Origin of the sequence: Pseudomonas sp. NC02 (assembly GCF_002874965.1) — a bacterium.
In the GTDB taxonomy this organism is placed as follows: Bacteria; Pseudomonadota; Gammaproteobacteria; order Pseudomonadales; family Pseudomonadaceae; genus Aquipseudomonas.
Genome location: NZ_CP025624.1, coordinates 6,528,777 through 6,552,902 on the forward strand (window position 1 = coordinate 6,528,777; position 24,126 = coordinate 6,552,902).

Below are 24,126 nucleotides of genomic sequence, written 5' to 3' on the forward strand. Positions count from 1 at the left end.
CTCATCGACTATTTGCGCAGCAGGCGCAGACCATTGAATACCACCAGCAGGCTCACGCCCATGTCGGCGAACACCGCCATCCACATGGTGGCCATCCCAAGGAAGGTCACCGCGAGGAAGATCGCCTTGATCACCAAGGCCAGGGCGATGTTCTGCTTGAGGATACTCGACGTTTGCCGCGACAGCCGAATGAATGCCGGAATCTTGCGCAGGTCATCATCCATCAGGGCCACGTCGGCGGTCTCGATGGCGGTGTCGGTACCGGCCGCCGCCATGGCAAACCCGATCTCGGAACGGGCCAGGGCCGGGGCGTCATTGATACCGTCGCCGACCATGCCCACCCGGTGGCCCTTGGCGTAGAGCGCTTCGATGGCTTGCAGTTTGTCGGTGGGCAACAAGTCGCCCTGGGCCTGGTCGATACCCACCTGATCGGCGATCGCCTTGGCAGTGTGGGTGTTGTCGCCGGTCAGCATCAGCGTCTTGATGCCCAGGTCATGCAACTGCTGGATGGCTTCGCGGCTGGTGTCCTTCACGGTGTCGGCCACGGCGAACAGCGCCAGCGGGCCGGACTTGTCCAGCAACAGGACCACGGACTTGCCTTGTTTTTCCAGGGCGAAGAGCTTCTTCTCCAGGGCCGGCGAGCACAGGTTCAGCTCTTCCACCAGACGGTGGTTGCCCAGGTAATAGACCTCTCCATTGATCTCGCCCTTCACACCGCGCCCGGTCAGGGCCTCGAAGTTATCCACAGTGTGCACGGTGAGGTTTTTGTCCACAGCCGCGTTGGCGATGGCCAGGGACACCGGGTGATCGGAACGCCCGGCCAGACTGGCGGCCAGGGCCGGCGCGCTGTCTTCCATGTTCGGGAACAGCGCCAGGTAATCGGTTTGCACCGGTTTGCCGTGGGTAATGGTGCCGGTCTTGTCGAGGGCCAGGTAGTCGAGTTTGTAGCCACCCTCCAGGTACACACCGCCCTTGATCAGGATGCCTTTGCGCGCCGCAGCGGCCAGGCCGCTGACGATGGTCACCGGGGTGGAAATCACCAGTGCACATGGGCACGCGACCACCAGCAATACCAGTGCGCGGTAGACCCATTCAAACCACACTCCGCCCATGAACAGCGGCGGGATCAACGCCACACCCAGGGCAAAGATGAACACCGCCGGGGTGTAGACCTTGGCGAAGGTGTCGACAAAACGCTGGGTTGGCGCGCGGGCGCCCTGGGCCTGTTCCACGGCGTGGATGATCCGCGCCAGGGTGGAGTTGTTGGCGGCTGCAGTGACTTTGTATTCCAGGGAGCCGGCCTGGTTGATGGTGCCGGCGAAGACTTTGTCGCCCACGGTCTTTTCGATCGGCAGGCTTTCACCGGTAATCGGCGCCTGGTCGATGGTGGACTGGCCGGAGGTGACTTCACCGTCCAGGCCAATGCGCTCGCCGGGACGAACCCGCACGATGGCGCCCAGTTCAATGACTTTAACCTCCTGTTCAACCCAACTGCCATCTGCCTGACGGACCGTGGCCTGTTCCGGCGTCATCTGCATCAAGCCGCTGATGGCGTTACGTGCGCGGTCCAGGGACTTGGCCTCGATCAACTCGGCCACGGTGAACAGGAACATCACCATCGCCGCTTCCGGCCACTGGCCGATCAGGATCGCGCCGGTGACGGCGATGCTCATCAGGGCGTTGATGTTCAGGTTGAGGTTTTTCAGGGCAATCCAGCCCTTTTTGTAGGTGGTGAGGCCGCCGCTGAAGATCGAGATCAGCGCGACCAGGGCAATCACCCACGTCGGGGCTGCGTTGGTGAAGTGCAGCACTTCAGCACCCAGCGCGCCCACGCCGGACACGGCCAGCGGCCACCAGTGCTTCTTCGCCGGCGGCTCAGCCGGGGCGACGCCTTCTTCGATGGGGTCCGCCTGCATGCCCAGGGACTTGATGGCGTCGATGATCGGCGCGGTCGTCGGCAGGTCGTGAGTGACGCCGAGAATGCGGTTGATCAGGTTGAATTCCAGCTGCTGCACACCCGCAAGCTTGCCCAGTTTGTTCTGGATCAGCGTCTGCTCGGTGGGGCAGTCCATGGCTTCGATGCGGAAGGTGCTCAGCCGCGAGCCCGCTGTCGGGGCTTCGGTCAGCTTCACCAGCGCCGGCGCCGCCTTGCTGGAACAGCAGGAGTCGCCATGGCTGCCATGGTCGTGCTTCTGCACAGGTTTCAGCTTGGGGCCGTGATCGTGCGCGTGGTCATGATCATGGTCGTGCTTGTGCGGGGTGTGGAGGGAATCGCTCATTCTGTCGCGTCCGTAAAGGTGCCTGTTGCCAAGTAAAGACCCTGTAGCCACTATAGGGTCAAGCATCCTTTAGGAGATTGCTGCGATGAAGATCGGCGAATTGGCAAAATTGACGGATTGCCAGGTGGAAACCATCCGTTATTACGAGAAAGAAGGCCTGCTGCCGCCGCCTGCGCGCAGTGACGGTAATTACCGGCTGTACACCCAGGCGCACACCGAACGGCTGGTGTTTATCCGCAACTGCCGCAGCCTGGACATGACCCTTGAGGAAATTCGCAGCCTGCTGGGCCTGCGTGACAGTCCTCAGGACCAGTGCGAAAGCGTGAATGCATTGATTGACGAGCATATCCACCACGTCAAGGCGCGGATCGACGGGCTGCTGGCGTTGCAGGAACAGTTGCTCGACCTGCGCCAGCGCTGTGGCGGCGGGCCGGATCTGGATCAGTGCGGGATTTTGCAGCGGCTGGAAGTCAGCGGGAGTGTCGCGGCCAGCGAGGCTGAGCCCTCACATGTGGGCAGAAGCCACGGGCATTGAATGTGTACACAAAAAAATGTGGGAGCGGGCTTGCTCGCGAAAGCGGAGTGTCAGCCACTGAATGTGTTTCTGATACACCGTATTCGCGAGCAAGCCCGCTCCCACATTTGGACCGAGATCGCTTTTAGATCGCTACATCGGCCTTGATGCTCGGATCAGCGTCATAGCCCACGATTTCAAAATCTTCGAATTTGTAATCGTAGATCGACGCGGGTTTGCGCTTGATCACCAGTTCCGGCAGCTTCTTCGGCGTGCGCGCCAGCTGGGTCTGGATCTGTTCCATATGGTTGCTGTAGGCATGGGTGTCGCCCGTGGTGACGATGATCTCGTGAGGGATCAGGTCGCACTGCTGGGCCAGCATATGGGTCAGTAGCGCCAGGGCCGCGGTGTTGTACGGCAGGCCGAGGAATACATCTGAGCTGCGGATGTACAACTGCATCGACAGATGACCGTCATGCACAAACGCCTGGTACAGCAGGTGGCAAGGTGGCAGCGCTTGCTTGCCGTCCCGGGCGTTCTGCTGCGGGCTTTTGGTCTCGTCCGGCAGGTACTCGACGTTCCAGCCGTGGAACAGGATGCGGCGGCTGTTGGGGTTGGTCTTCAGCGTCTCGACCATGTAGTCGATCTGGTTGATCTTGCCGCCGTCCTTGGTGGGCCAGGCGGTCCACTGCTCGCCGTACACCGGGCCCAGGTCGCCGTCTTCGGTGGCCCATTCGTCCCAGATACGCACGCCATTTTCGTTCAGCCACTTGATGTTGGTGTTGCCACTCAACATCCAGATCAATTCATTGGCGATGCTTTTGAAGTGAAGCTTCTTGGTGGTCAGCAGCGGGAAGCCGTCGGCCAAGCTATGCCGAAACTGACGGGCAAACACGGCCTTGGTGCCGGTGCCGGTGCGGTCGCCCTTGGTCAGGCCATTGGTCACGACATCGTTCAGTAGTTCGAGATATTGCTTCATGTGTATACCTGTATCGTTGAAGCCGGGACCCTCGGGCCCCGGCGTCCGAATTTAAAGCGCGGTGTTCTTGATGCCTTGCGGGCGATTGTAAGCCCACCACAGCAGGCCCAGGCCGGCGATGATCATCGGCAGGCTGAGAATCTGACCCATGGTCACCCAGCCCCACGCCAGGTAGCCCAGTTGCGCATCCGGCACCCGTACGAACTCGACGATAAAGCGGAAGATCCCGTAGAACAACGCGAACATCCCCGATACGGCCATGGTTGGGCGTGGCTTGCGCGAGAAGATGTAGAGGATCAGGAACAGCGCCACGCCTTCCAGGGCGAACTGGTACAGCTGCGAGGGGTGGCGCGGCAATTGCGCCGGGTCGCTGAACGGCGGGAACACCATGGCCCACGGCACGTCACTCGGCTTGCCCCACAATTCAGCGTTGATGAAGTTGCCGATGCGCCCGGCACCCAGGCCAATCGGCACGAACGGCGCGACGAAGTCCATCAACTGGAAGAACGACTTACCGTTACGCCGGCCAAACCACCAGGCGGCGATCATCACCCCCACAAACCCGCCGTGGAACGCCATGCCGCCCTTCCACACCTCGAAGATCAGCGTCGGGTTGGCGATGTAGGCTGGCAGGTCATAGAACAGCACATACCCCAGGCGTCCGCCGACGATGACCCCCATCGACATCCAGAACACCATGTCGGAGAGCTTCTCCTTGGTCCAGGTCGGGTCGAAACGGTTCAGGCGCCGGGAAGCTAGCAGCCAGGCACCGCCGATGCCGATCAGGTACATCAACCCGTACCAGTGGATTTGCAGCGGACCGATGGCCACGGCCACCGGGTTGATCTGCGGGTAAGGCAGCATTGCGACTCCTCGTTAAATCAATAGTCATGGCGCATCGGACCATGCCGGTGCGCGATTAAGCCTGCGTTACAGCAAAAAATTCAGCCCTACGCAAAACAGCAGCCCGGCGAACAGCCGCTTGAGCAAGCGCGGCGACAACCGGTGCGCCAGGCGCGCGCCGAAACGGGCCGCCACCATGCTGGTCAGGGCGATGCCCAGCAGCGCCGGCAAGTACACAAAGCCGAGACTATGATCGGGCAGCAGCGGATCATGCCAGCCCAGAATCATGAAACTTAACGCACTGGCCAGGGCGATCGGCAAGCCGCAGGCCGACGAAGTGGCCACTGCCTGCTGCATCGGCACGCTGCGCCAGGTCAGGAACGGCACGGTCAACGAACCGCCGCCGGTGCCGAAAATCGCCGACGACCAGCCGATCACGCCGCCCGCCAGGGTCAGGCCGAGCTTGCCCGGCACCTGGCGGCTGGCCTTGGGCTTGAGCTCCAGAGTCATCTGCACGGCGATCACCAGGGCGAACACACCGATGATCTTCTGTAGATGCGGCCCGGAGATCGCCTCGGCGGTCAGCGCGCCAACGCCCGCGCCCAGCAGGATACCCACGGCCATCCATACGAAGATCGGCCAGCGCACGGCGCCGCGCCGATGATGCTCACGCACCGCATTCACCGACGTGAAGATAATAGACGCCAGGGACGTGCCGACAGCGAGGTGGGTCAGCACCGCGGGATCGAAGCCCTGCAAGGTGAAGCTGAACACCAGCACCGGCACAATAATGATGCCGCCGCCCACGCCGAACAGCCCGGCGAGCATGCCCGCGCAGGATCCCAGCAGCAAATACAGCAGAAATTCCATGGGAGCCCCCGAAAACAGACCGGCATGTTAACGGATGCAAAGCACAGGGTTCTATGGGTAGAGTGGGCAAAACACAAAGGGATCGCCTTATGTGCCTGATTGTTTTCGCCTGGCGGCCGGGCCACGCCCAGCCGCTGATCGTCGCGGCCAACCGTGATGAATTTTATGCCCGGCCCAGTTTGCCGTTGGCCCAGTGGCTGGATGCGCCCCATGTTTACGCCGGGCGCGACCAGGAAGCCGGCGGGACCTGGCTGGGGGTCGGGACGGATGGGCGCTTTGCGGCGCTGACCAATATTCGTGACCCGCACCAGCCGCCGGCCCGCAAGTCGCGGGGCGAATTGGTGGCGCGGTTTCTCAGTGGTTCGCTGCTGATTGAGGATTACCTGGCCGACGTTAACGGCAGATCGATTGAATATGCCGGGTTTAACCTGTTGCTGGGGACGCGGGACGAGTTGTGGCACTACAACGCCAAGGAGTCCGCTCCGACGCGCTTGGAAGCAGGGGTTTATGGGCTATCCAATGCGGGGCTGGATACGCCGTGGCCGAAGCTGTTGAAGGCGAAGGCGGCGTTGGCGCAAGTGTTGGCGGATCCACAGCCCGAAGCTTTGCTGGGGATTTTGAGCGATCCGCAGACTGCGCCGTTTGCCGAATTGCCGGACACCGGCGTGGGCTTGGCGACGGAGAGCTTGCTGTCGAGTGTGTTTATTGCCAGCCCCAGTTATGGGACGCGGGCGAGTACGGCGCTGATTGTGAATGCCGACGGTACGCGGCATATCGTGGAGCGCAGTTTTGGGCCGTATGGTGGGCAGTTGGGTGAAGTTGAACTCAAAATCTGAACCTCACGCAAATCAAATGTGGGAGCGGGCTTGCTCGCGAAGGCGGCGTGTCAGCCAATACATAAGCTGGCTGATGCACCGCTTTCGCGAGCAAGCCCGCTCCCACATTTCGATTGGGGACAGGCTCTGAAATCCGGTTAGAGGCTCTTTGCAGACGCCGGGTTGATCATCCGCGCCAACCCAAGGTTCTTCAGCGCCAATTGCAGCGAGCTGTGGATAACTTGCGGGTTGTCGATAGTCATCAACTCCGCCAGCAGCTCCTTGGCCCGGCTCAGGTTGATCTGGCGCAGCATCCATTTCACCTTCGGCAAGTTGGTGGCGTTCATCGACAGGCTGTCAAAGCCCATCGCCATCAACAGTACGGCCGCCGCCGGGTCACCGGCCATCTCGCCGCAGATACTCACCTGCTTGCCTTCGGCATGGGCATCGCGCACCACGTTCTGCAAGGCTTGCAGCACCGCCGGGTGCAGGTAGTCGTAGAGGTCGGCCACCCGCGGGTTGTTGCGGTCCACGGCCAGCAGGTACTGGGTCAGGTCGTTGGAGCCCACCGACAGGAAGTCCACCTGCCGCGCCAGCTCTTTAGCCTGGTACACCGCCGCCGGAATCTCGATCATCACGCCAATCGGCGGCATCGGCACGTCGGCGCCTTCGTCGCGCACTTCGCCCCAGGCCCGGTGGATCAGGTGCAGGGCTTCTTCCAGCTCGTGGGTGCCGGAGATCATCGGGAGCAGGATGCGCAGGTTGTTCAGGCCTTCGCTGGCCTTGAGCATCGCGCGGGTCTGGACGAGGAAGATTTCAGGATGGTCGAGGGTAACGCGAATACCGCGCCAGCCGAGGAAGGGGTTGTCTTCCTTGATGGGGAAATACGACAGTGACTTGTCGCCGCCAATGTCCAGGCTGCGCATGGTCACCGGTAACGGATGGAAGGCGGACAATTGCTCGCGATAAATCGCCAGCTGCTCCTTCTCACTCGGAAAACGCTGGTTGATCATGAACGGCACTTCGGTGCGGTACAGGCCCACCCCTTCGGCGCCGCGCTGTTGTGCACGTGCCACGTCCGCCAGCAGGCCGGTGTTGACCAGCAGCGGTACGCGGTGGCCGTCGAGGGTCACGCACGGCAGTTCCCGCAGGGCGTCGAGGCCCTGGGACAGCTGGCGTTCTTCTTCCACCACTTCGGCGTATTGCTTGCGCAGCACTTCGCTGGGGTTGGTGTAGACCTCGCCGTGGTAGCCGTCGACGATCATTTCGATGCCGTCGACCTTGGAATACGGCAGGTCCACCAGCCCCATCACCGTCGGAATGCCCATGGCCCGAGCCAGGATCGCGACGTGGGAGTTGCCCGAACCCAGTACCGAGACCAGGCCCACCAGTTTGCCTTCCGGCACTTCGCCGAGCATGGTGGCGGTCAGTTCTTCACTGATCAGGATGGTGTTGTCGGGGTACACCAACGTGGTCGAGCGCTCTTCCTGCAGGTAGGCCAGCAGACGGCGACCGAGGTCCTTCACGTCCGAGGCGCGCTCGCGCAGGTAGGCGTCGTCCATCAATTCGAAACGGTTGACGTGATCGGTGACCACCTGGCGCAGCGCGCCCTGGGCCCACTGGCCGGTCTTGATCACGTCCTTGACTTCGCTGCCCAGGGACGCGTCGTCGAGCATCATCAGGTACACGTCGAACAACGCCCGCTCTTCAGGCCGCAGCTGGGTGGCCAGCTTGGTCGAGAGGGTGCGCATGTCATTGCGCACGCCTTCGAGGGCGGTCTTGAACAGGATGATTTCAGCGTCGATGTCGGTGACGGTCTTGTCCGGCACCACGTCCAGGTCGGCGGGCGGCAGCATGACCACGGCGGTACCGACAGCAGCACCCGGCGAACCCGGCACGCCGACGAACTTGGCTTCCTGGATGCCCTTGCCCTGGCGCCCCAGGCCGCGAATCGAACCGGTGGCCTCGGCGTGGGCGATAACCCCGGCGAGCTGCGCGCTCATGGTCACGAGGAAGGCTTCTTCACCTTCGTCGAACTGGCGGCGTTCTTTCTGCTGGATGACCAACACGCCGACAACGCGGCGGTGGTGAATGATCGGCGCACCGAGGAACGAGGCGTAGCGCTCTTCACCGGTTTCGGCAAAGTAGCGATAACGCGGGTGATCGGCCGCGTTTTCGAGGTTCAGGGGTTCTTCACGCGTCCCCACCAGGCCCACCAGACCTTCATTGGGCGCCATGCTGACCTTGCCGATGGAGCGCTTGTTCAAGCCCTCGGTGGCCATCAGGACAAAACGGTTGGTCTCGGGGTCCAGCAGGTAAACCGAGCAGACCTGGCTGCCCATGGCTTCCTTGACGCGCAACACAATAATCCCCAACGCCGCCTTGAGATCCTTGGCGGAGTTAACTTCCTGGACGATCTTGCGCAGCGTATTGAGCATGGCTCGGGGTCGAACTCCGTCGTCAGTCGCGCGCTAAAAGGCGCGGGGCAAGCTCTTTAAGAGCGCGACGATAAACCTCGCGCTTGAATGTCACCACCTGGCCCAACGGATACCAATAACTGACCCAGCGCCAGCCATCGAACTCCGGTTTACCGGTCAAATCCATCCGCACCCGCTGCTCGTTGGAGATCAGGCGCAGGAGAAACCATTTCTGTTTCTGGCCGATGCACAGCGGTTGGCTGTGGGTACGCACCAGACGTTGCGGCAAACGATAGCGCAACCAGCCTCGGGTGCAGGCCAGAATTTGCACATCTTCACGTTCAAGGCCTACTTCTTCGTTCAACTCACGGTACAAGGCGTCTTCAGGGGTTTCGTCGGGGTTGATTCCGCCTTGAGGAAACTGCCAGGCATCTTGGTTGATACGGCGAGCCCATAGCACCTGTCCGGCATCATTCGTAAGAATAATCCCGACATTAGGACGGAAACCATCGGGGTCGATCACGGCAACAACCTCGCAAACGCATGTCACCGCATTGTTCCACAAAGATTGATACAGCGGCAACGAGGCTGCTTACCTTATGTGCACTCTTGTGAAAAGACCGTATTCTGGACGCCTTTTTACAGACTTTTCAGCGAGTAACTGCAATGCGCCTGGCTTTATTCGACTTGGACAACACGCTTTTGGGGGGTGACAGCGATCACGCCTGGGGCGATTACCTCTGTGAACGCGGGATTCTCGACGCGGTAGCCTACAAGGCCCGCAACGACGAGTTCTACCAGGACTACCTGGCCGGCAAGCTGGATAACGCCGAGTACCTGAACTTCTGCCTGGAAATCCTCGGCCGCACCGAGATGGCCCAGCTGGATGAATGGCATCGCGACTACATGCGCGACTGCATCGAGCCGATCATGCTGCCCAAGGCGGTTGAGTTGCTGGCCAAGCACCGGGCGGCGGGCGACAAGCTGGTGATCATCACCGCGACCAACCGTTTTGTGACCGCGCCGATTGCCGAGCGGTTGGGGGTTGAAACCCTGATTGCGACGGAATGCGAGATGCAGGATGGCCGTTACACCGGGCGCAGTACGGATATCCCGTGCTTTCGCGAGGGCAAGGTGACGCGCTTGAATCGCTGGCTGGAAGAGACCGGGTACAACCTGGAGGACAGCTACTTCTATAGCGACTCGATGAATGACCTGCCGCTGCTGGAGCAGGTGACCCACCCGGTGGCAGTGGATCCGGATCCGAATCTACGGGCTGAAGCCGAGAAGCGTGGCTGGCCGGTGATTAGCCTGCGCGGCTGATAAAGCTTTCGCGAGCAAGCCCGCTCCCACATTTGCTCGAGTTCCACCTTTGGAATGCAGTCAAATGTGGGAGCGGGCTTGCTCGCGAATGGAGGCAACTCGGTCTCAAGCCTTAAACCGGCTTGGCACCCATCAACCCGGCAATCGCCACAAACCCCACCAGGCTCACCACCGCCAGCGCCACGGTAAAGTTCAAACTCCCCGCCCCGCCCAGCCGCAGTCGATTAAGCCGCACCACCAGCCAGAACCAGCTCAGCGCCGCCACGGTGTAGATCACGCTGGAACCCAGGATCCAGGTTTGCCCCAGCGGCCAGCCGATCAGGTGCGCCAGCCACCAGCCGGTGAACGGCATGCTCACCACGCAAATGCCCATCAACAACCACACAAACACCCACGGCCGCTGAACGGTATAGGCCGGCCCCGCGCTGCGTTTGCGCCAGGCCAGCACTGCCAGGGCGAGGCCGCTGAGCAGCAGCAACACCGTGGCCGCGATGTGGATAACTTTAAGGGTGGTCAGCGTTTCCATGTTCTCGATTCCTTGAAGGCCGCCCAGTCAGCGTAGTCGCTCAACCGAGGAACAGCTGGTAGGCCGGGTTATCACTTTCATCCCAGTACGGGTAGCCAATGGCCTCCAGCGCCGCCGGCACCAGGTGACGCTCGTCCGCCGGTACTTGCAGGCCCGCCACCACGCGCCCATCGGCGGCGCCGTGGTTGCGATAGTGGAACATCGAGATGTTCCAGCGCCCGCCCAATTTGTTAAGGAAGTTGAACAGTGCCCCCGGACGTTCCGGGAATTCGAAGCGGAACACCACCTCGTCGCTGACGTGCGCCGCATGGCCGCCGACCATATGGCGGATGTGCAGCTTGGCCAGTTCGTTTTCCGTCAGGTCCAGCACCGGGAAACCCTGGCTGGTGAGGCTGGCGATCAGCGCGCTGCGCGGGTCGTTTTCCGGGTGGGTCTGCACGCCGACAAAGATGTGCGCCTCGCGGCCTGAGTGGTAGCGGTAGTTGAATTCGGTGATCTGGCGCTTGCCCACGGCCTCGCAGAAGGCCTTGAAGCTGCCCGGTTTCTCGGGGATGGTCACGGCGATGATGGCTTCGCGGCCTTCCCCCAGCTCGGCGCGCTCGGCCACATGGCGCAGGCGGTCGAAGTTGACGTTGGCCCCGGAATCGATGGCCACCAGGGTTTGCCCGGTGATGCCACGGGTCTCGACGTATTTCTTGATACCCGCCACGCCCAGGGCGCCAGCAGGTTCTGTGATGGAGCGGGTGTCGTCGTAGATGTCCTTGATCGCCGCGCAGATTTCATCGGTGCTGACGGTAATCACTTCATCCACGTAATCCTTGCAGATGTCGAAGGTGTGCTGGCCGATCTGCGCCACCGCCACGCCGTCGGCGAAGATGCCCACGGTCGGCAGTACCACGCGCTCGCCCGCCGCCATGGCGGCTTGCAGGCAGTTGGAGTCGTCCGGCTCGACGCCGATGATCTTGATTTCGGGCCGCAGGTATTTCACGTAGGCCGCGATACCGGCAATCAGGCCGCCGCCGCCCACCGGGACGAAAATCGCGTCCAACGGCCCCGGGTGCTGGCGCAGGATCTCCATCGCCACGGTGCCCTGCCCGGCAATGGTGTGCGGATCATCGTAGGGGTGAATGTAGACGTAGCCTTTTTCGTCGACCAGCTTCAGCGAATACGCCAGGGCTTCCGGGAAAGAATCCCCGTGCAGCACCACTTTGCCGCCACGGGAACGCACGCCTTCGACCTTGATCTCGGGGGTGGTCTTGGGCATCACGATGGTGGCCTTGACCCCCAGCACCTTGGCCGCCAGGGCCAGGCCCTGGGCATGGTTGCCCGCCGAGGCGGTGACCACGCCGCGCGCACGTTCTTCGGCGCTCAGTTGGGTCAGCTTGTTGTAGGCACCGCGAATCTTGAACGAGAACACCGGCTGCAAGTCTTCGCGCTTGAGCCAGACCTTGTTGCCCAGCCGCTCGGAGAGCTGGCGGGCGGTCTGCAGCGGGGTTTCTACGGCAACGTCGTAAACGCGCGAGGTGAGGATCTTTTTGACGTACTGTTCAAGCATCGGAAAGCATCACTGGGCGGGTTGGGCAGGGCCAAGGAGTCTAACCCAGCGTTTGGCCGGGCGACCACACGAAAACCGAGGTTTTGTTGGGTTATACTCGCGCCCCTCTTTACTCCCCGCCCGTTCCGGAGCCCGCATGACCCAGGATCAACTCAAACAGGCAGTGGCCCAGGCCGCCGTCGATTTAATCCTTCCTAAACTCGACGATAAAAGCATCGTCGGTGTCGGCACCGGTTCCACCGCCAATTGCTTTATCGATGCGCTGGCCCTGCACAAGGGCGCGTTCGACGGCGCGGTTGCCAGCTCCGAAGCCACCGCTGCACGGCTCAAGGGCCACGGTATTCCGGTGTACGAGTTGAACACCGTCAGCGACCTGGAGTTCTACGTCGACGGCGCCGATGAAAGCGACGCACACCTGAACCTGATCAAGGGCGGCGGCGCAGCCCTGACCCGCGAGAAGATCGTCGCGGCCGTGGCCAAGACCTTCATCTGCATCGCCGACGCCAGCAAACTGGTGCCGGTACTCGGCGCGTTCCCGCTGCCAGTGGAAGTGATCCCGATGGCCCGCAGCCACGTGGCCCGCGAACTGGTGAAACTGGGCGGCGACCCGGTGTACCGCGAAGGCGTGCTGACCGACAACGGCAACATCATCATCGACGTGTTCAACATGCAGATCACCAACCCGGTGGAACTGGAGCGCCAGATCAACGCGATCGTCGGCGTCGTCACCAACGGTTTGTTTGCGGCCCGTCCGGCTGACGTACTGCTGCTGGGCACCGCGGAAGGCGTGAAAACCCTTAAGGCGTAATGCAAAACCCGTGTGGGAGCGGGCTTGCTCGCGAATGCGCAGTGTCAGTCACCGAATATGGCGCCTGATACACCGCATTCGCGAGCAAGCCCGCTCCCACATTTGTTCTGCACATGACTCAAGACTTGGTTTTTTTGAATACATAGAAAAGATTGGGCTCACTGACCATGTACAACGTGCCGTCGTTGTCCATGGCGATCCCCTCGGCCTGAGGCACGCGCTGCTTCAGGCCATGGCGCCCCTTGAGCAGCGACAGGCTGCTCAGGGGGCGACCGTCGATATCCAGTTCCAGCACCAAAAATGACTCATCCGACAGCGCCAGCAGATGACCGCTACGCTCGTCGTATTGCAGGCTCGACAGGTCGCGCACAAACAACCCGGCATCGCGCTTGGGGTTGTTGATCACGTGCACCGAGTAGGTTTTTTCCGGTTTGAAATGCGGAAAGCCGTGGACCTCGTAGATCAGCATCGGGTCGCGTTCCTTGGCCACAAACAGGCGCTTGCCCACCGAGTCATAGGCCAGGCCTTCGAAGCCCTTGTTGCCGCCCAGGTGCACGCCGAGGGTCATTTGCTCGGCGTCGGCGGCATCGAGGAATTGGGTGTCGTCATCCACGTGGACCTTGATCAGCCGCTGCTGGCGTTCGTCGCTGATCACGTAGGTGTTGTCGCTGATGTACTCCACGGCCTCGGCATCGCCAAACCCCACCAGCGCAATGCGCCGCAGGATTTTGCCGTCCAGGGACAGTTCGACCAGCTCAGCGTTCTTGTTGGTCACGGTAAACAGGCTGTTGCGCACCGGATCAAAGGTCAGTGCCGAGACATCATCGTTGAGGCCGTCGATCACCTGCGCCTCCAGGGCCACCCGGTAATCCCCAAGGCCAATGGAGTGCTCCCCGGCGGGATTGCGCCAGGATTGCCAGTTGAACCAGGCACGCTCAAACAGGCGCAATTGCTGGGCAACCACACCGCACGCCACCAGGGCGATCAGGATCAGGATAAAAAAAGCAGGTTTGGGGCGGGCAAGTCGACGCATCGGGCGGGGCTCAGAGTAAAAACTGGCGAATGAATATCATGGTCGCCTGAATTTAAACTTAAACGCCCCGGGTGTCTGGCATATGCCGCAGATAGAGAAAAATCTGACGTAATCGAACTACTGCGCTTGCTTCTCGAAGCGATAGAACAGGTTCGGCTCGCTGACCATATACAGCGTGCCGTTCTCGTCCATGGTCACGCCTTCGGCACGCGGGATGGTGTTCTTCAAGCCATTGAAGCCGCCGAGCAAGGTCATGAAGCTGACCTGCTCGCCCTTCTCGTCCAGTTCCAGCAACAGATGGGAGTCCGCCGACAGCGCCAGCAGGTGGCCGGTACGCGGGTCGACGGTCAGCGCCGACAGGTTACGCATGTCCAGTTCAGTGCTGGCGAGCTTTTGCTTGGCGCCGGAGAGGGTCTGGCTGCCGTCGCTTTTCCAGGTGAACAGCGCCGGTGGGCGTTCTTCGCCGAGGATCAGCTGTTGGTTGCGCTTGTCCCAGGTCACCGCCTCAAAGGCTTTGTTCTGGTCCTTGGACGGGCCCAGGTCATAGGACGGGAAGTCGGCTTTGTTCAACTGCTGGGTCTGCGGGTCGACCTTGACGATGGTCAGGCTGTGCTGGCGCTCATCGACCACGGCCATCAGGCCGTTTTCCATCATGGTCACGCCTTCCGGGTTGTTCCAGCCGTTGAGCGGCATCTTGCGCAGCACGTCGCCTTGCAGGGTCAGTTCAACCAGGAACGGGTTCTTGCCCATCACCGAGAACAGGGTCTTGGTCAGCGGGTTGTAGGTGAGGTCCGAGGCTTCGTCCTTCTCCATGCCAGGCAGCAGCTTGGCGTCGATCACCGCGTGGTAGTCCGGGAGCCAGACGCTTTCCAGGCGCTCGGCCGGGGTTTCGAAGCCCTCCGCCACCCACAGCACGCCGCGGTCGTCCCAGTGCATCGCCCAGGCCACGCCGTAAATGATCGCGCCGGCGAGGAACAGCCAGGAATACCAGCGCATGGCAAGGCGTGAACGAAACGTGGGTTTTACGGATGGGAGAGGCACGGCCATTACGCTTTCCAGAAAGTCAGCTTTAGGGGATAGCACAGGATCACAAGGTCCGCGCGCAGGAGGCTGAGGATTATCCGGATGGGGTGTGAAAAAAATGCAAAAACCCGATTGGGTGGCAGTACACAGATCAAATGTGGGAGCGGGCTTGCTCGCGAATGCGGAGTATCAGTCACTGAATCTGTCACTGATACACCGCTTTCGCGAGCAAGCCCGCTCCCACATTTTTGACCGCGTTTTGCCCGGGTCTTAGCGAACGCTGCTTTCGAAGCGGCTCACACCCGGCAATTCCAGCACCAGCTCGTCACCCACATTCAGCGGGCCCACGCCTGCCGGCGTACCGGTGAGGATCACATCCCCGGCCTGCAACGAGAAGCAGCCGGCCATGTACTGGATCATCGGGATGATCGGGTTGAGCATGATCGCGCTGTTGCCGTCCTGGCGCACTTCGCCGTTGATGGTCAGGCGGATGCCGATATCCGTCACATCCGGGAAAGTGCTGCCGACCACGAACGGGGCAATCACCGCCGCACCGTCAAACGACTTGGCGATTTCCCACGGCAGGCCCTTGGCTTTCAGCTCGGCCTGTTTGTCCCGCAGGGTCAGGTCCAGGGCCGGGGCGAAGCCGGAGATGGCGTCCAGCACTTCCTCGCGGCTCGGTTTGGCCGACAACGGCTTGCCGATCAACACCGCGATTTCCGCCTCGTAATGCACCGAACCGCGCTCGGTAGGGATGGCAAAACCGCCTTCCAGTGCCACTACGCAACTGCCGGGCTTGATAAACAGCAGCGGCTCGGTCGGTACCGGGTTATCCAGTTCCTTGGCGTGTTCGGCGTAGTTACGCCCGATGCACACCACCTTCCCCAGGGGAAAGTGAATATTGGTGCCGTCGACATACTTGTGCTGGTAGCTCATGGACCGACTCCTTCAGGGACTGTTAAACAGCGAAAATCTTGCCCGGGTTCATGATCCCGTTCGGGTCGAACACCGCTTTCACTGCCTTCATGTATTCAATTTCAACCGGCGAACGGCTGTAGGTCAGGTAATCGCGCTTGGTCATGCCCACGCCGTGTTCGGCGGAGATCGAGCCGTTGTACTTCTGCACGGTCTCGAACACCCACTTGTTGACGGTGGCGCACTTGGCGAAGAACTCGTCCTTGCTCAGGTTTTCCGGCTTGAGGATGTTCAGGTGCAGGTTGCCGTCGCCGATGTGGCCGAACCAGACGATTTCGAAGTCCGGGTAGTGTTCGCCGACAATCGCGTCGATTTCCTTCAGGAAGGCTGGCACTTTCGACACAGTCACCGAAATGTCGTTCTTGTACGGCGTCCAGTGGGAGATGGTCTCGGAGATGTACTCGCGCAGCTTCCACAGGTTGTGCAGTTGGGTTTCGCTCTGGCTCATCACGCCGTCCAGCACCCAGCCCTGCTCGACGCAGTGTTCGAACGTGGCCAGGGCATCGTTGGCCACTTCTTCGGTGGTCGCTTCAAATTCCAGCAGCGCGTAGAACGGGCAGTCGGATTCGAACGGCGCCGGCACGTCGCCACGACCGAGGACTTTGGCCAGGGCCTTGTCGGAAAAGAATTCGAAGGCGGTCAGGTCCAGCTTGCTCTGGAAGGCGTGCAACACCGGCATGATCGAGTCGAAATCGGTGGTGCCGAGCACCATCGCGGTGAGGTTTTTCGGCGCCCGGTCCAGGCGCATGGTCGCTTCGACCACAAAGCCCAGGGTGCCTTCAGCGCCGATGAACAGCTGGCGCATGTCGTAGCCGGTGGCGTTCTTGATCAGGTCTTTGTTCAACTCCAGCAGGTCGCCCTTGCCGGTGACGACTTTCATACCGGCCACCCAGTTACGGGTCATGCCGTAGCGAATGACCTTGATCCCGCCGGCATTGGTGCCGATATTGCCGCCAATCTGGCTGGAACCCGACGAGGCGAAATCCACCGGGTAGTACAGGCCTTTTTCTTCGGCGACGTTCTGCAATTGCTTGGTGACCACACCCGGCTGGCACACGGCGGTGCGGTCGGTGAGGTTCACGTCGAGAATCTGGTTCATATAGTCGAACGACACAACCACTTCGCCATTCGCAGCGACGGCAGCGGCCGACAGGCCGGTACGGCCACCGGACGGCACCAGCGCGACCTTGTGCTCATTGGCCCAACGGACGATGGCCTGCACCTGCTCGGTGGTCTTCGGGAAGACGATGGCCACCGGGGCCGGCGCGAAATGCTTGGTCCAGTCCTTGCCATAAGCCTCAAGGGAGTCAGCATCGGTCAGGACCTTGCCAGGCTCAACCAGGGTCTTCAGCTCATCAATCAGGGCAGGATGGGTCATCGACAGAACTCTCGAACAATTCATGGTCATCCTGAGAACGCTTCACGTCGCAGGAATGGGTGTTTAGCGGGGCACGTATGCTAGCATACCGCCCCCGCAGGATAGTGCCCAAGGGCGTTCTGCGGTGACGGCTTTCCTGCCGTCCGGGTCAGCTTACGTGATCCGATTCCCTGCCATTTTTCTCCGGGATACAGGTTTACGCAGATGAGCAAGACTTCTCTCGATAAGAGCAAGATCAAGTTCCTTCTTCTGGAAGGCGTCCACCCATCGGCCGTCGAAGTCCTGAAGGCCGCCGGGTACACCAGCATTGAGTACATCACCAGTTCTCTGCCGGAAGCCCAGCTCAAGGAAAAGATCGCCGACGCGCACTTTATCGGCATTCGCTCCCGCACTCAGCTGACCGAAGAGATCTTCGATCACGCCAAGAAGTTGGTAGCTGTCGGCTGTTTCTGCATCGGCACCAACCAGGTCGACCTCAACGCAGCGCGCGAGCGCGGCATCGCGGTGTTCAACGCACCGTACTCCAACACCCGCTCCGTTGCTGAGCTGGTATTGGCCGAGGCGATCCTGTTGCTGCGCGGTATTCCCGAGAAGAACGCTTCCTGCCACCGTGGCGGCTGGATCAAGAGCGCAGCCAACTCCTTCGAAATCCGCGGCAAGAAGCTGGGTATCGTCGGTTACGGTTCGATCGGTACTCAACTGTCGGTATTGGCCGAAGGCCTGGGCATGCAGGTGTTCTTCTACGACACCCTGACCAAGCTGCCATTGGGTAACGCCACCCAGGTGTCGAGCCTGACCGAGCTGCTGGGCATGTCCGACATCGTGACCCTGCACGTACCGGAAACCGCTGAAACCCAGTGGATGATCGGCGAGAAGGAAATCCGCGCCATCAAGAAGGGCGGGATCCTGATCAACGCTGCACGCGGCACCGTGGTCGAGCTGGACGCCCTGGCCGACGCGATCAAGGACAAGCACCTGATCGGCGCCGCCATCGACGTGTTCCCGGTAGAGCCGCGCTCTAACGACGACATCTTCGAAAGCCCGCTGCGTGGCCTGGACAACGTGATCCTTACCCCGCACATCGGCGGTTCCACCGCTGAAGCCCAAGCCAACATCGGCCTGGAAGTGTCGGAGAAACTGGTCAAGTACAGCGACAACGGTACGTCGGTGTCCTCGGTCAACTTCCCGGAAGTGGCTCTGCCGGCGCACCCTGGCAAGCACCGTCTGCTGCACATCCACCAGAACATCCCTGGCGTGATGATGGAGATCAACAAGGTCTTCGCGGAAAACGGCATCAACATTTCCGGTCAGTTCCTGCAGACCAACGAGAAAGTCGGCTACGTGGTTATCGACGTAGACGCCGAGTATTCGGACCTGGCGCAAGAGAAGCTGCAGCACATCAACGGCACTATCCGTAGCCGCGTGTTGTTCTAATCGCTAAACGCGCATAAAAAAGGGAGACCCTCGGGTCTCCCTTTTTTTGTCTGAACAAATCTTACTTGACGTTAACCGTGATGACTTTCGAGGCTACAGTCGGGTTGAACTGCATGTGCAGTTTGTCGCCGGCTACCAGTTGCAGCGTGTGCTTGCCTGGGGTGAGGGTCAGCTCGGTTTCGGTCTGTGCCTTGCCGTAGTGGATCACGGTATCGGTGGCCGGGATCGGCACGCTGGCATCCGGCAATTCTTTCTGGTCGATCAGCAGGTGGTGGTGGCCGGTGCCCGGATCCTGACTGGTGGCCGGAGCCAGTTTCAGGCCTTCCATGCCGAATTTCACGGTGAAGGTTTTATCGACGGTGGCGCCATCTTTTGGCGACACGATGAACACTTTGGCACCTTCTGGTGGAGCGCTGCGCGGGATGCCATCAGCAGCGGTCGCCAGCATCGAAGCGCCCAGCAATAGGCTGGCCAGGGTTGCACGGGTCAAAAAGGCTTTCATTCACTTCTCCAGTTTTTCCGGGAAATCTGTAGGGTTATGACAACTTCGCGACAAATTGCTGTCCAAGGCATTCAACACCATAGCAAAGCGAGCCTGAACAACGCTTCGCTCATTCGAATTCTTTAGGAGCGACCATGCGTTTCCTGCCTGGCCTGTTACTTTTACTGCCCCTTGCAAGTCCCTTGGCCCATGCCGAACTGATCGACGATGTATTTGACCGCGGGGAACTGCGCATCGCAATGGAAGCCAACACCCCGCCCTTCAACTTCAAGGAAGGCGACAAACTCACCGGTTTTGAAGTGGAGCTGGGTGAGTTGCTGGCCAAGGAAATGGACGTACGCCCCTCCTTTATCACTGTCGATGCCGCCGAGTTGCTGCCCGGCGTGGAAAGCGCCAAGTACGACGTGGCCATCAACCATATCGCTATGACTCCTGAACTGGCGGATCGTTTCGACTTCAGCGAGCCCTACAGCTACTCCAGCGCACAGCTGATCGTGCGCAAGCAGGAACAGCGCCCGTTGGGCAGCTTTGCGGCGCTCAAGGGCAAGGCGTTGGGCGTGGCCCAGGGCAGCCAGTTTGTGGAGCAGGCGCGCACCGCCGAGGGCGTTGATTTGCGCAGCTATGCCGATGCCAGGCAGCCGATCAAGGACGTTGCCGATCAACAGATCGATGCCGCCATCAGTGATCGGCTGCTGATTCCCTACGCGATTCGCGACAGCCAGCTGCCGGTGAAGGAAGGCGCAGACGTCGGCCCGACGCTGAGCCTGGCGATTCCGTTCCAGAAGGGTAACCCGGCGTTCAAGGCCAGCCTGGACAAGGCCCTGCAACGAGTGAAGGCCGATGGCCGGCTGGCGGCGTTGTCGGAGAAGTGGTTCGGGATGGATGCGAGCAAGCCGGTGAAAAAGGCCGAATAAACGACTCGGTCAATGTGGGAGCGGGCTTGCTCGCGAATGCGGTGGCTCGGCTTGAGCATCGGATGACTGACACTGCGCTTTCGCGAGCAAGCCCGCGCCCACATGTTGATCTATGTCGGGCTTGAGCATTTTGCCAGGGCCGCTGCCGCTTCGGGCAATTCCAGCTCACTGAACACCAGCACCCCATGGCGCTTGAGCAATGCCGCCGTCACGCCTTCGCCGGTGACCTTCACGCCGGTGAAGGTGCCGTCATAGGTCAGCAGATTGCCGCACGACGGGCTGTTGGCCTTGAGTACGGCGACGCGGATATTGTGACGCTGTACCAGCGCCAATGCCTGGCGGGCGCCATCGAGGAAGGCTTCGCTGAAGTCTTCCCCCTGGGCCGTCAGCACCTGGGCGCGGCCTTCCCACACATCAATCCCCTGCCCGCCCGGGATTTCGGCAGACGGCCGTGGCGTCGGCAAGCCACCCGCCACTTCCGGGCACACGGCAACCACCCGGCCTTCGGCCTGCCACGCGGCCAATTGATCGAAAGGCCCGCTGGCCCCTCCGTCGTAGCGTACCCGGTGCCCCAGCAGGCAGCGGCTGACCAGAATCTTTTGCATCATCAAAACGGCTCGTTGCCCCGCCGGCGAAACCAGCCGGTGAGGGACAGGCGTTCGCGGGTGGCGGGCATGACTTCATGGGGGATTTCCCCCGACAGGAATACCACCAGGCAACCGCCGGTGGGCACCACATCGTATTCGACGTCGCCCTTGAGGTACATGCGCAACTGGCCGCCATGTTCCGGCAGCCAGGCGTTGTTCAAGTAGATCACCGCCGACACCATGCGCCGGTCGTCATCGCGAAAACGGTCCACATGCTTGAGGTAAAACGCCCCCGGCGGGTACATCGCGAAGTGGCTTTCGAAGTCTTCCAGGCCCAGGAACAGGCCACGGTTCATCGCCACCCGCAGGCTGTCCATCAGCTCCAGGTAGTTATCGCAGGCCACCACCTCGCCCGGCTCCAGCCACTGGATATGGTCACCCCGGATGCCCTCGCGAATCTCCTGGGAAGGCCCCCGTCCGACCGCCGCGGGCGCCAATTCACCTTCGGCGGCGCGTTTTTGGCACTCAGCCGCCAGTTCGAGGGTCAGAGCCTCGGGCAGGAAGATATTCTGCTGCGACCAGCCTTGTGCGGCCAGGTCATCGACAATGCGTAACAGCAGCGGGTGATCGGAGGGTATGGGCATGGCGCGCATAGTATCCATACGCCTGTGAATCCGACAGAGCCGCCGAGCGTCTGAATACACTTTAGTCAGGTGACCGATAGGATTTCTCGACAAATCCTACGCCCGACACGGACAATAGTGGCCGACTGACAGGAGTCCATATGCGTCGTTTGTTTTTTTCCTTGCTGATGTTCTGCGTTTTGCCCGCCTGGGCAGACAGCCATGACCAGTTGTACAAGGTCGCCGGCTGGGCAGACCAGCGCGCGCATTTTAATGACGCCCTCAGTGCCGCCCAGCAACGCTACCGCAACAGCCTGCCGCCGGCGGTGTATCAGGCGCTGGTGGACAACAGCAATAAACGCTTCGCGCCCCAGTCGGTAGACCAGCGCGCCGAAGCGCAACTGCGCAAGAATTTGGCGGACCCTAAGCCGGCACTGGCCTTCTTCCAGTCGCCGCTGGGCCGCAAGATTGTCGCCGCCGAGTTGCTGGCCACCCGCCGCGATCAACTGGCGAAGAACGCCCAGGGCTTGCCGCACATGGAAGCCGATGCCACCCGCAGCCTGATCATCGGCCACCTGGCCCAGGCCCTGCCTGCGCGGGAAGCCGGGGCTGAAGTCAGCCTGGCGATTGCCGGCGTGGCGGCCGACAGCTTGAGCCAGATGATCCCCGGGCTGTTGGGCGGAGGCCAGGCGCAGGGCATGTTGAACGGCCAGCGTGAGCGCCTGATGCAGCAGATCGGCAATGATCTGAACAACACGCTGTTGTACGTCTACCGGGATTTGTCCGACCCGGAGCTGGAAGAGTTCGCGACGTTCGCGGAGTCGCCGGAGGGCAAGGCGTACTACAAGGCGGCACTGGCGGCGATTCGCGCCGGGCTGGCGGTCGGCCAAAGCACCTCGAGCCTGGCGCAGTAACCCTGTGGGAGCGGGCTTGCTCGCGAAGACGGTGTGCCAGTCACTGGTTATGCTAACTGATCGACCGCCTTCGCGAGCAAGCCCGCTCCCACATTTGGATTGCGTTATTTCAGGTGGTCGGTGAGAAACCCGAAGTATTGCTGCCGAATCTCCGGAATCTCATTCGCCAAGTGATGCCTGCCGCGCGGCAGCATCAATACCTCCGGTTGGTCGAACTTGCTGCGCAGCACCTTCAGGTTGTGCTGCCAGTCCACCGTCATGTCTTCCTCACCCTGCACGATCAACGGCCGCCGCGTGCTGCGTGGCGCCGCTTCAACACGTTTGATCCAGCGCGCCAGGGCGCCCACCCAGGCAGTCGGCAACTGCCGTGGCTGCAACGGGTCGGCCTCCAGGAACGGCTTGAACTGCGGGTCGTTGGTGTTATCGCTGAAGCGCCGGGCAATGCCTTTGACGAACGGCCGGAGCAGGTAATAACTGAGCTGCGACCAGCCCCAGGCGCGGGGCCGCACCAGCGGTGACAACAGGAACGTCTTGCCCTGGGCCGGGCTGTCGACGCCATGGCTAAGCAGGTGATCCACCACAATCGCGCCGCCGGTGCTTTGCCCGAACAAGTGCCACGGCTGCGGCAATTGCAGCGCCCTGGCCTGTTCAAACAACGCCTGCACCACGTCCTGGTACACCGCAAAGTCATCAATGCTGGCCCGCTCGCCGCTGGACAGGCCGTGGCCCGGCAAGTCGCAGGCGATCACCACAAAACCCTGGTCCAGCGCCCAGTCCACGGCATGCCGGTACAGGCCCATATGGTCGTAGAAGCCATGGAACAGGAACATCGTCGCCACCGGCACCGGTGGCCACCACACCTGGCAGACCACGTCGAACCCATCCACCGCAAACCGCCCCAGGCGGCTTGTCGCGGGCACCTTGCGGGCAGCGAGGTCCAGGCCGTAGAAGCGCTGGTAGACCCGGGCCTCGGCTGAAAGCGGCTGCGCGTCCACCAGTGGGCGCAAGCTTTCGCGTAGATGATCAGGGTCAAACGTAACGGGCATAAGAACTTCCAGACTGTGGCTTCAACGCATTGAACAGATGAATATCGAGCCGCGATATTCATCTGTCAGGGCAAGCATGGCAAGCTACGCGTCCTCCGAGGATTGATCCAAATGCGACAGCCCTACCGCACCACCCTCTTCGCCAGCCTGATCGTGATCATTTGCGCCGGCGTGTTGTGGGCGGCGTATGACTGGTTCCAGGGACGCTACCTGCGGGCATTCAGTGAGCATACGGCGGTGTTTTCCGGTGACAGCCTGAGCCTGCCGGCCGAGCTTGCCGGCCCGGGCCCGATCCGCCTGGTGCACTTCTGGGACCCCGCCTGCCCGTGCAATGTCGGCAACCAGCAGCACCTTGGCGAGTTGATCGAGCAGTACGCCCCCCAGGGCGTGGAGTTCTATTCCCTGCAGAAAGCCGGCAGCCACGGCCAGTTGCCCGCCACCCTGGGCTCGATGAAGGCCCTCAAGGCCGTGCCCGGTGCCCAGCATCTGCCGGCCAGCCCTGCCGTGGGCATCTGGGACCGCAGCGGCAAGCTGGCGTATTTCGGGCCCTACAGTGAAGGGTTGACGTGTAACTCCAGCAACAGCTTTATCGAGCCCATCCTGCAAGCCCTCGAAGGCGGACGCGAGGTCAATGCGACCCACACCCTGGCGGTGGGCTGTTATTGCGAGTGGAACGCGGCCGCCCCTCCACCCTGAGGCGACGCGCCAAGCTGAACAGAGGCTGTTCATTCGGCAAACTCAAATAACTGTATCGGCATGCTCCTGTAT

Annotated in this window: 24 protein-coding genes; 8 read left to right on the top strand and 16 right to left on the bottom strand. The window is 61.3% G+C overall.

The genetic code is table 11. The annotated features are described in order from the left end of the window. Positions 1-8: 8 nt before the first annotated feature. Positions 9-2,279 (bottom strand): heavy metal translocating P-type ATPase, encoded by a 2,271-nt coding sequence (locus C0058_RS30810; protein WP_102370115.1) that lies wholly within the window; start codon positions 2,277-2,279, stop codon positions 9-11. Between the two features lie 85 nt (positions 2,280-2,364). Here C0058_RS30810 and cadR point away from each other — a divergent pair, with 85 nt between their 5' ends. Beyond that, complete coding sequence (gene cadR, locus C0058_RS30815; protein WP_017476559.1) at positions 2,365-2,814, top strand: Cd(II)/Pb(II)-responsive transcriptional regulator; 450 nt, start codon at positions 2,365-2,367, stop codon at positions 2,812-2,814. Between the two features lie 124 nt (positions 2,815-2,938). Here cadR and C0058_RS30820 read toward each other — a convergent pair whose 3' ends face one another. The 3 genes from C0058_RS30820 to C0058_RS30830 all read right to left on the bottom strand — a co-directional run bounded on the left by C0058_RS30820 (position 2,939) and on the right by C0058_RS30830 (position 5,485). Further along, the gene (locus C0058_RS30820) at positions 2,939-3,772 is read right to left on the bottom strand and encodes a thymidylate synthase (RefSeq protein WP_003213821.1); all 834 of its coding nucleotides are present in this window, start codon (positions 3,770-3,772) and stop codon (positions 2,939-2,941) included. A gap of 51 nt (positions 3,773-3,823) precedes the next feature. Continuing rightward, on the bottom strand, positions 3,824-4,636 hold the full coding sequence (gene lgt, locus C0058_RS30825; RefSeq protein ID WP_010167785.1) for a prolipoprotein diacylglyceryl transferase: 813 nt from the start codon (positions 4,634-4,636) through the stop codon (positions 3,824-3,826). Positions 4,637-4,702: 66 nt separating this feature from the next. Beyond that, positions 4,703-5,485, bottom strand: a complete 783-nt coding sequence (locus C0058_RS30830; protein ID WP_003213825.1) for a sulfite exporter TauE/SafE family protein — start codon at positions 5,483-5,485, stop codon at positions 4,703-4,705. An 89-nt stretch (positions 5,486-5,574) separates the two neighbouring features. On the opposite strand from C0058_RS30830, the gene C0058_RS30835 reads away from it, so the two are divergent. Continuing rightward, the gene (locus tag C0058_RS30835) at positions 5,575-6,321 is read left to right on the top strand and encodes an NRDE family protein (RefSeq protein WP_102370116.1); all 747 of its coding nucleotides are present in this window, start codon (positions 5,575-5,577) and stop codon (positions 6,319-6,321) included. Positions 6,322-6,458: 137 nt separating this feature from the next. Here C0058_RS30835 and ptsP read toward each other — a convergent pair whose 3' ends face one another. Further along, the gene (gene ptsP, locus C0058_RS30840; protein WP_003213828.1) at positions 6,459-8,738 is read right to left on the bottom strand and encodes a phosphoenolpyruvate--protein phosphotransferase; all 2,280 of its coding nucleotides are present in this window, start codon (positions 8,736-8,738) and stop codon (positions 6,459-6,461) included. A 22-nt stretch (positions 8,739-8,760) separates the two neighbouring features. Continuing rightward, the gene (locus C0058_RS30845; protein ID WP_003176750.1) at positions 8,761-9,240 is read right to left on the bottom strand and encodes an RNA pyrophosphohydrolase; all 480 of its coding nucleotides are present in this window, start codon (positions 9,238-9,240) and stop codon (positions 8,761-8,763) included. 143 nt (positions 9,241-9,383) lie between these two features. Between C0058_RS30845 and C0058_RS30850 the strand changes: the two genes are divergently transcribed. Beyond that, the gene (locus C0058_RS30850; RefSeq protein ID WP_102370117.1) at positions 9,384-10,040 is read left to right on the top strand and encodes an HAD family phosphatase; all 657 of its coding nucleotides are present in this window, start codon (positions 9,384-9,386) and stop codon (positions 10,038-10,040) included. Between the two features lie 112 nt (positions 10,041-10,152). Here C0058_RS30850 and C0058_RS30855 read toward each other — a convergent pair whose 3' ends face one another. Together C0058_RS30855 and ilvA are read right to left on the bottom strand one after the other, a co-directional pair. Then, entirely contained in the window at positions 10,153-10,566 is a 414-nt protein-coding gene (locus tag C0058_RS30855; protein WP_102370118.1) for a DUF2269 family protein, read from the bottom strand. Between the two features lie 40 nt (positions 10,567-10,606). Beyond that, entirely contained in the window at positions 10,607-12,121 is a 1,515-nt protein-coding gene (ilvA, locus tag C0058_RS30860; protein ID WP_003213834.1) for a threonine ammonia-lyase, biosynthetic, read from the bottom strand. 136 nt (positions 12,122-12,257) lie between these two features. Between ilvA and rpiA the strand changes: the two genes are divergently transcribed. After that, positions 12,258-12,929, top strand: a complete 672-nt coding sequence (gene rpiA / locus C0058_RS30865) for a ribose-5-phosphate isomerase RpiA (RefSeq protein ID WP_003213836.1) — start codon at positions 12,258-12,260, stop codon at positions 12,927-12,929. 118 nt (positions 12,930-13,047) lie between these two features. Here the strand turns inward: rpiA and C0058_RS30870 are convergent, their stop codons facing one another. The 4 genes from C0058_RS30870 to C0058_RS30885 form a co-directional block, all read right to left on the bottom strand. Continuing rightward, positions 13,048-13,962: an SdiA-regulated domain-containing protein gene (locus C0058_RS30870; RefSeq protein ID WP_003213837.1), complete on the bottom strand. Its 915-nt coding sequence runs from the start codon at positions 13,960-13,962 to the stop codon at positions 13,048-13,050. 117 nt (positions 13,963-14,079) lie between these two features. Further along, complete coding sequence (locus tag C0058_RS30875; protein WP_003213840.1) at positions 14,080-15,009, bottom strand: SdiA-regulated domain-containing protein; 930 nt, start codon at positions 15,007-15,009, stop codon at positions 14,080-14,082. Positions 15,010-15,255: 246 nt separating this feature from the next. Then, positions 15,256-15,921: a fumarylacetoacetate hydrolase family protein gene (locus tag C0058_RS30880; protein ID WP_003213842.1), complete on the bottom strand. Its 666-nt coding sequence runs from the start codon at positions 15,919-15,921 to the stop codon at positions 15,256-15,258. Positions 15,922-15,943: 22 nt separating this feature from the next. Continuing rightward, the gene (locus tag C0058_RS30885) at positions 15,944-17,338 is read right to left on the bottom strand and encodes an FAD-binding oxidoreductase (RefSeq protein WP_003213844.1); all 1,395 of its coding nucleotides are present in this window, start codon (positions 17,336-17,338) and stop codon (positions 15,944-15,946) included. 204 nt (positions 17,339-17,542) lie between these two features. Between C0058_RS30885 and serA the strand changes: the two genes are divergently transcribed. Beyond that, a complete protein-coding gene (serA, locus tag C0058_RS30895) occupies positions 17,543-18,772 on the top strand; it encodes a phosphoglycerate dehydrogenase (protein ID WP_003213846.1) in 1,230 nt (409 codons plus the stop codon). 61 nt (positions 18,773-18,833) lie between these two features. On the opposite strand, the gene C0058_RS30900 is transcribed toward serA, so the two are convergent. Continuing rightward, positions 18,834-19,274, bottom strand: a complete 441-nt coding sequence (locus C0058_RS30900) for a DUF4399 domain-containing protein (RefSeq protein WP_003213848.1) — start codon at positions 19,272-19,274, stop codon at positions 18,834-18,836. 134 nt (positions 19,275-19,408) lie between these two features. Between C0058_RS30900 and C0058_RS30905 the strand changes: the two genes are divergently transcribed. Continuing rightward, positions 19,409-20,188, top strand: coding sequence for a transporter substrate-binding domain-containing protein (locus C0058_RS30905; RefSeq protein ID WP_003213851.1), 780 nt, complete (start codon positions 19,409-19,411; stop codon positions 20,186-20,188). 110 nt (positions 20,189-20,298) lie between these two features. Here C0058_RS30905 and C0058_RS30910 read toward each other — a convergent pair whose 3' ends face one another. Both C0058_RS30910 and C0058_RS30915 read right to left on the bottom strand, forming a co-directional pair. Beyond that, positions 20,299-20,793 (bottom strand): DUF523 domain-containing protein, encoded by a 495-nt coding sequence (locus tag C0058_RS30910; RefSeq protein ID WP_063033885.1) that lies wholly within the window; start codon positions 20,791-20,793, stop codon positions 20,299-20,301. Positions 20,794-20,795: 2 nt separating this feature from the next. Then, positions 20,796-21,428, bottom strand: coding sequence for a 2OG-Fe(II) oxygenase (locus C0058_RS30915; RefSeq protein WP_003213854.1), 633 nt, complete (start codon positions 21,426-21,428; stop codon positions 20,796-20,798). A 131-nt stretch (positions 21,429-21,559) separates the two neighbouring features. On the opposite strand from C0058_RS30915, the gene C0058_RS30920 reads away from it, so the two are divergent. Next, positions 21,560-22,312 carry a DUF2059 domain-containing protein gene (locus C0058_RS30920; RefSeq protein WP_008438922.1) on the top strand — a complete coding sequence of 251 codons (753 nt, stop codon included), beginning with the start codon at positions 21,560-21,562 and terminating at the stop codon, positions 22,310-22,312. 104 nt (positions 22,313-22,416) lie between these two features. On the opposite strand, the gene C0058_RS30925 is transcribed toward C0058_RS30920, so the two are convergent. Continuing rightward, positions 22,417-23,358 (bottom strand): alpha/beta hydrolase, encoded by a 942-nt coding sequence (locus tag C0058_RS30925; RefSeq protein WP_008438921.1) that lies wholly within the window; start codon positions 23,356-23,358, stop codon positions 22,417-22,419. 111 nt (positions 23,359-23,469) lie between these two features. Between C0058_RS30925 and C0058_RS30930 the strand changes: the two genes are divergently transcribed. Continuing rightward, entirely contained in the window at positions 23,470-24,054 is a 585-nt protein-coding gene (locus C0058_RS30930) for a DUF6436 domain-containing protein (RefSeq protein ID WP_102370119.1), read from the top strand. Positions 24,055-24,126: the final 72 nt, after the last annotated feature.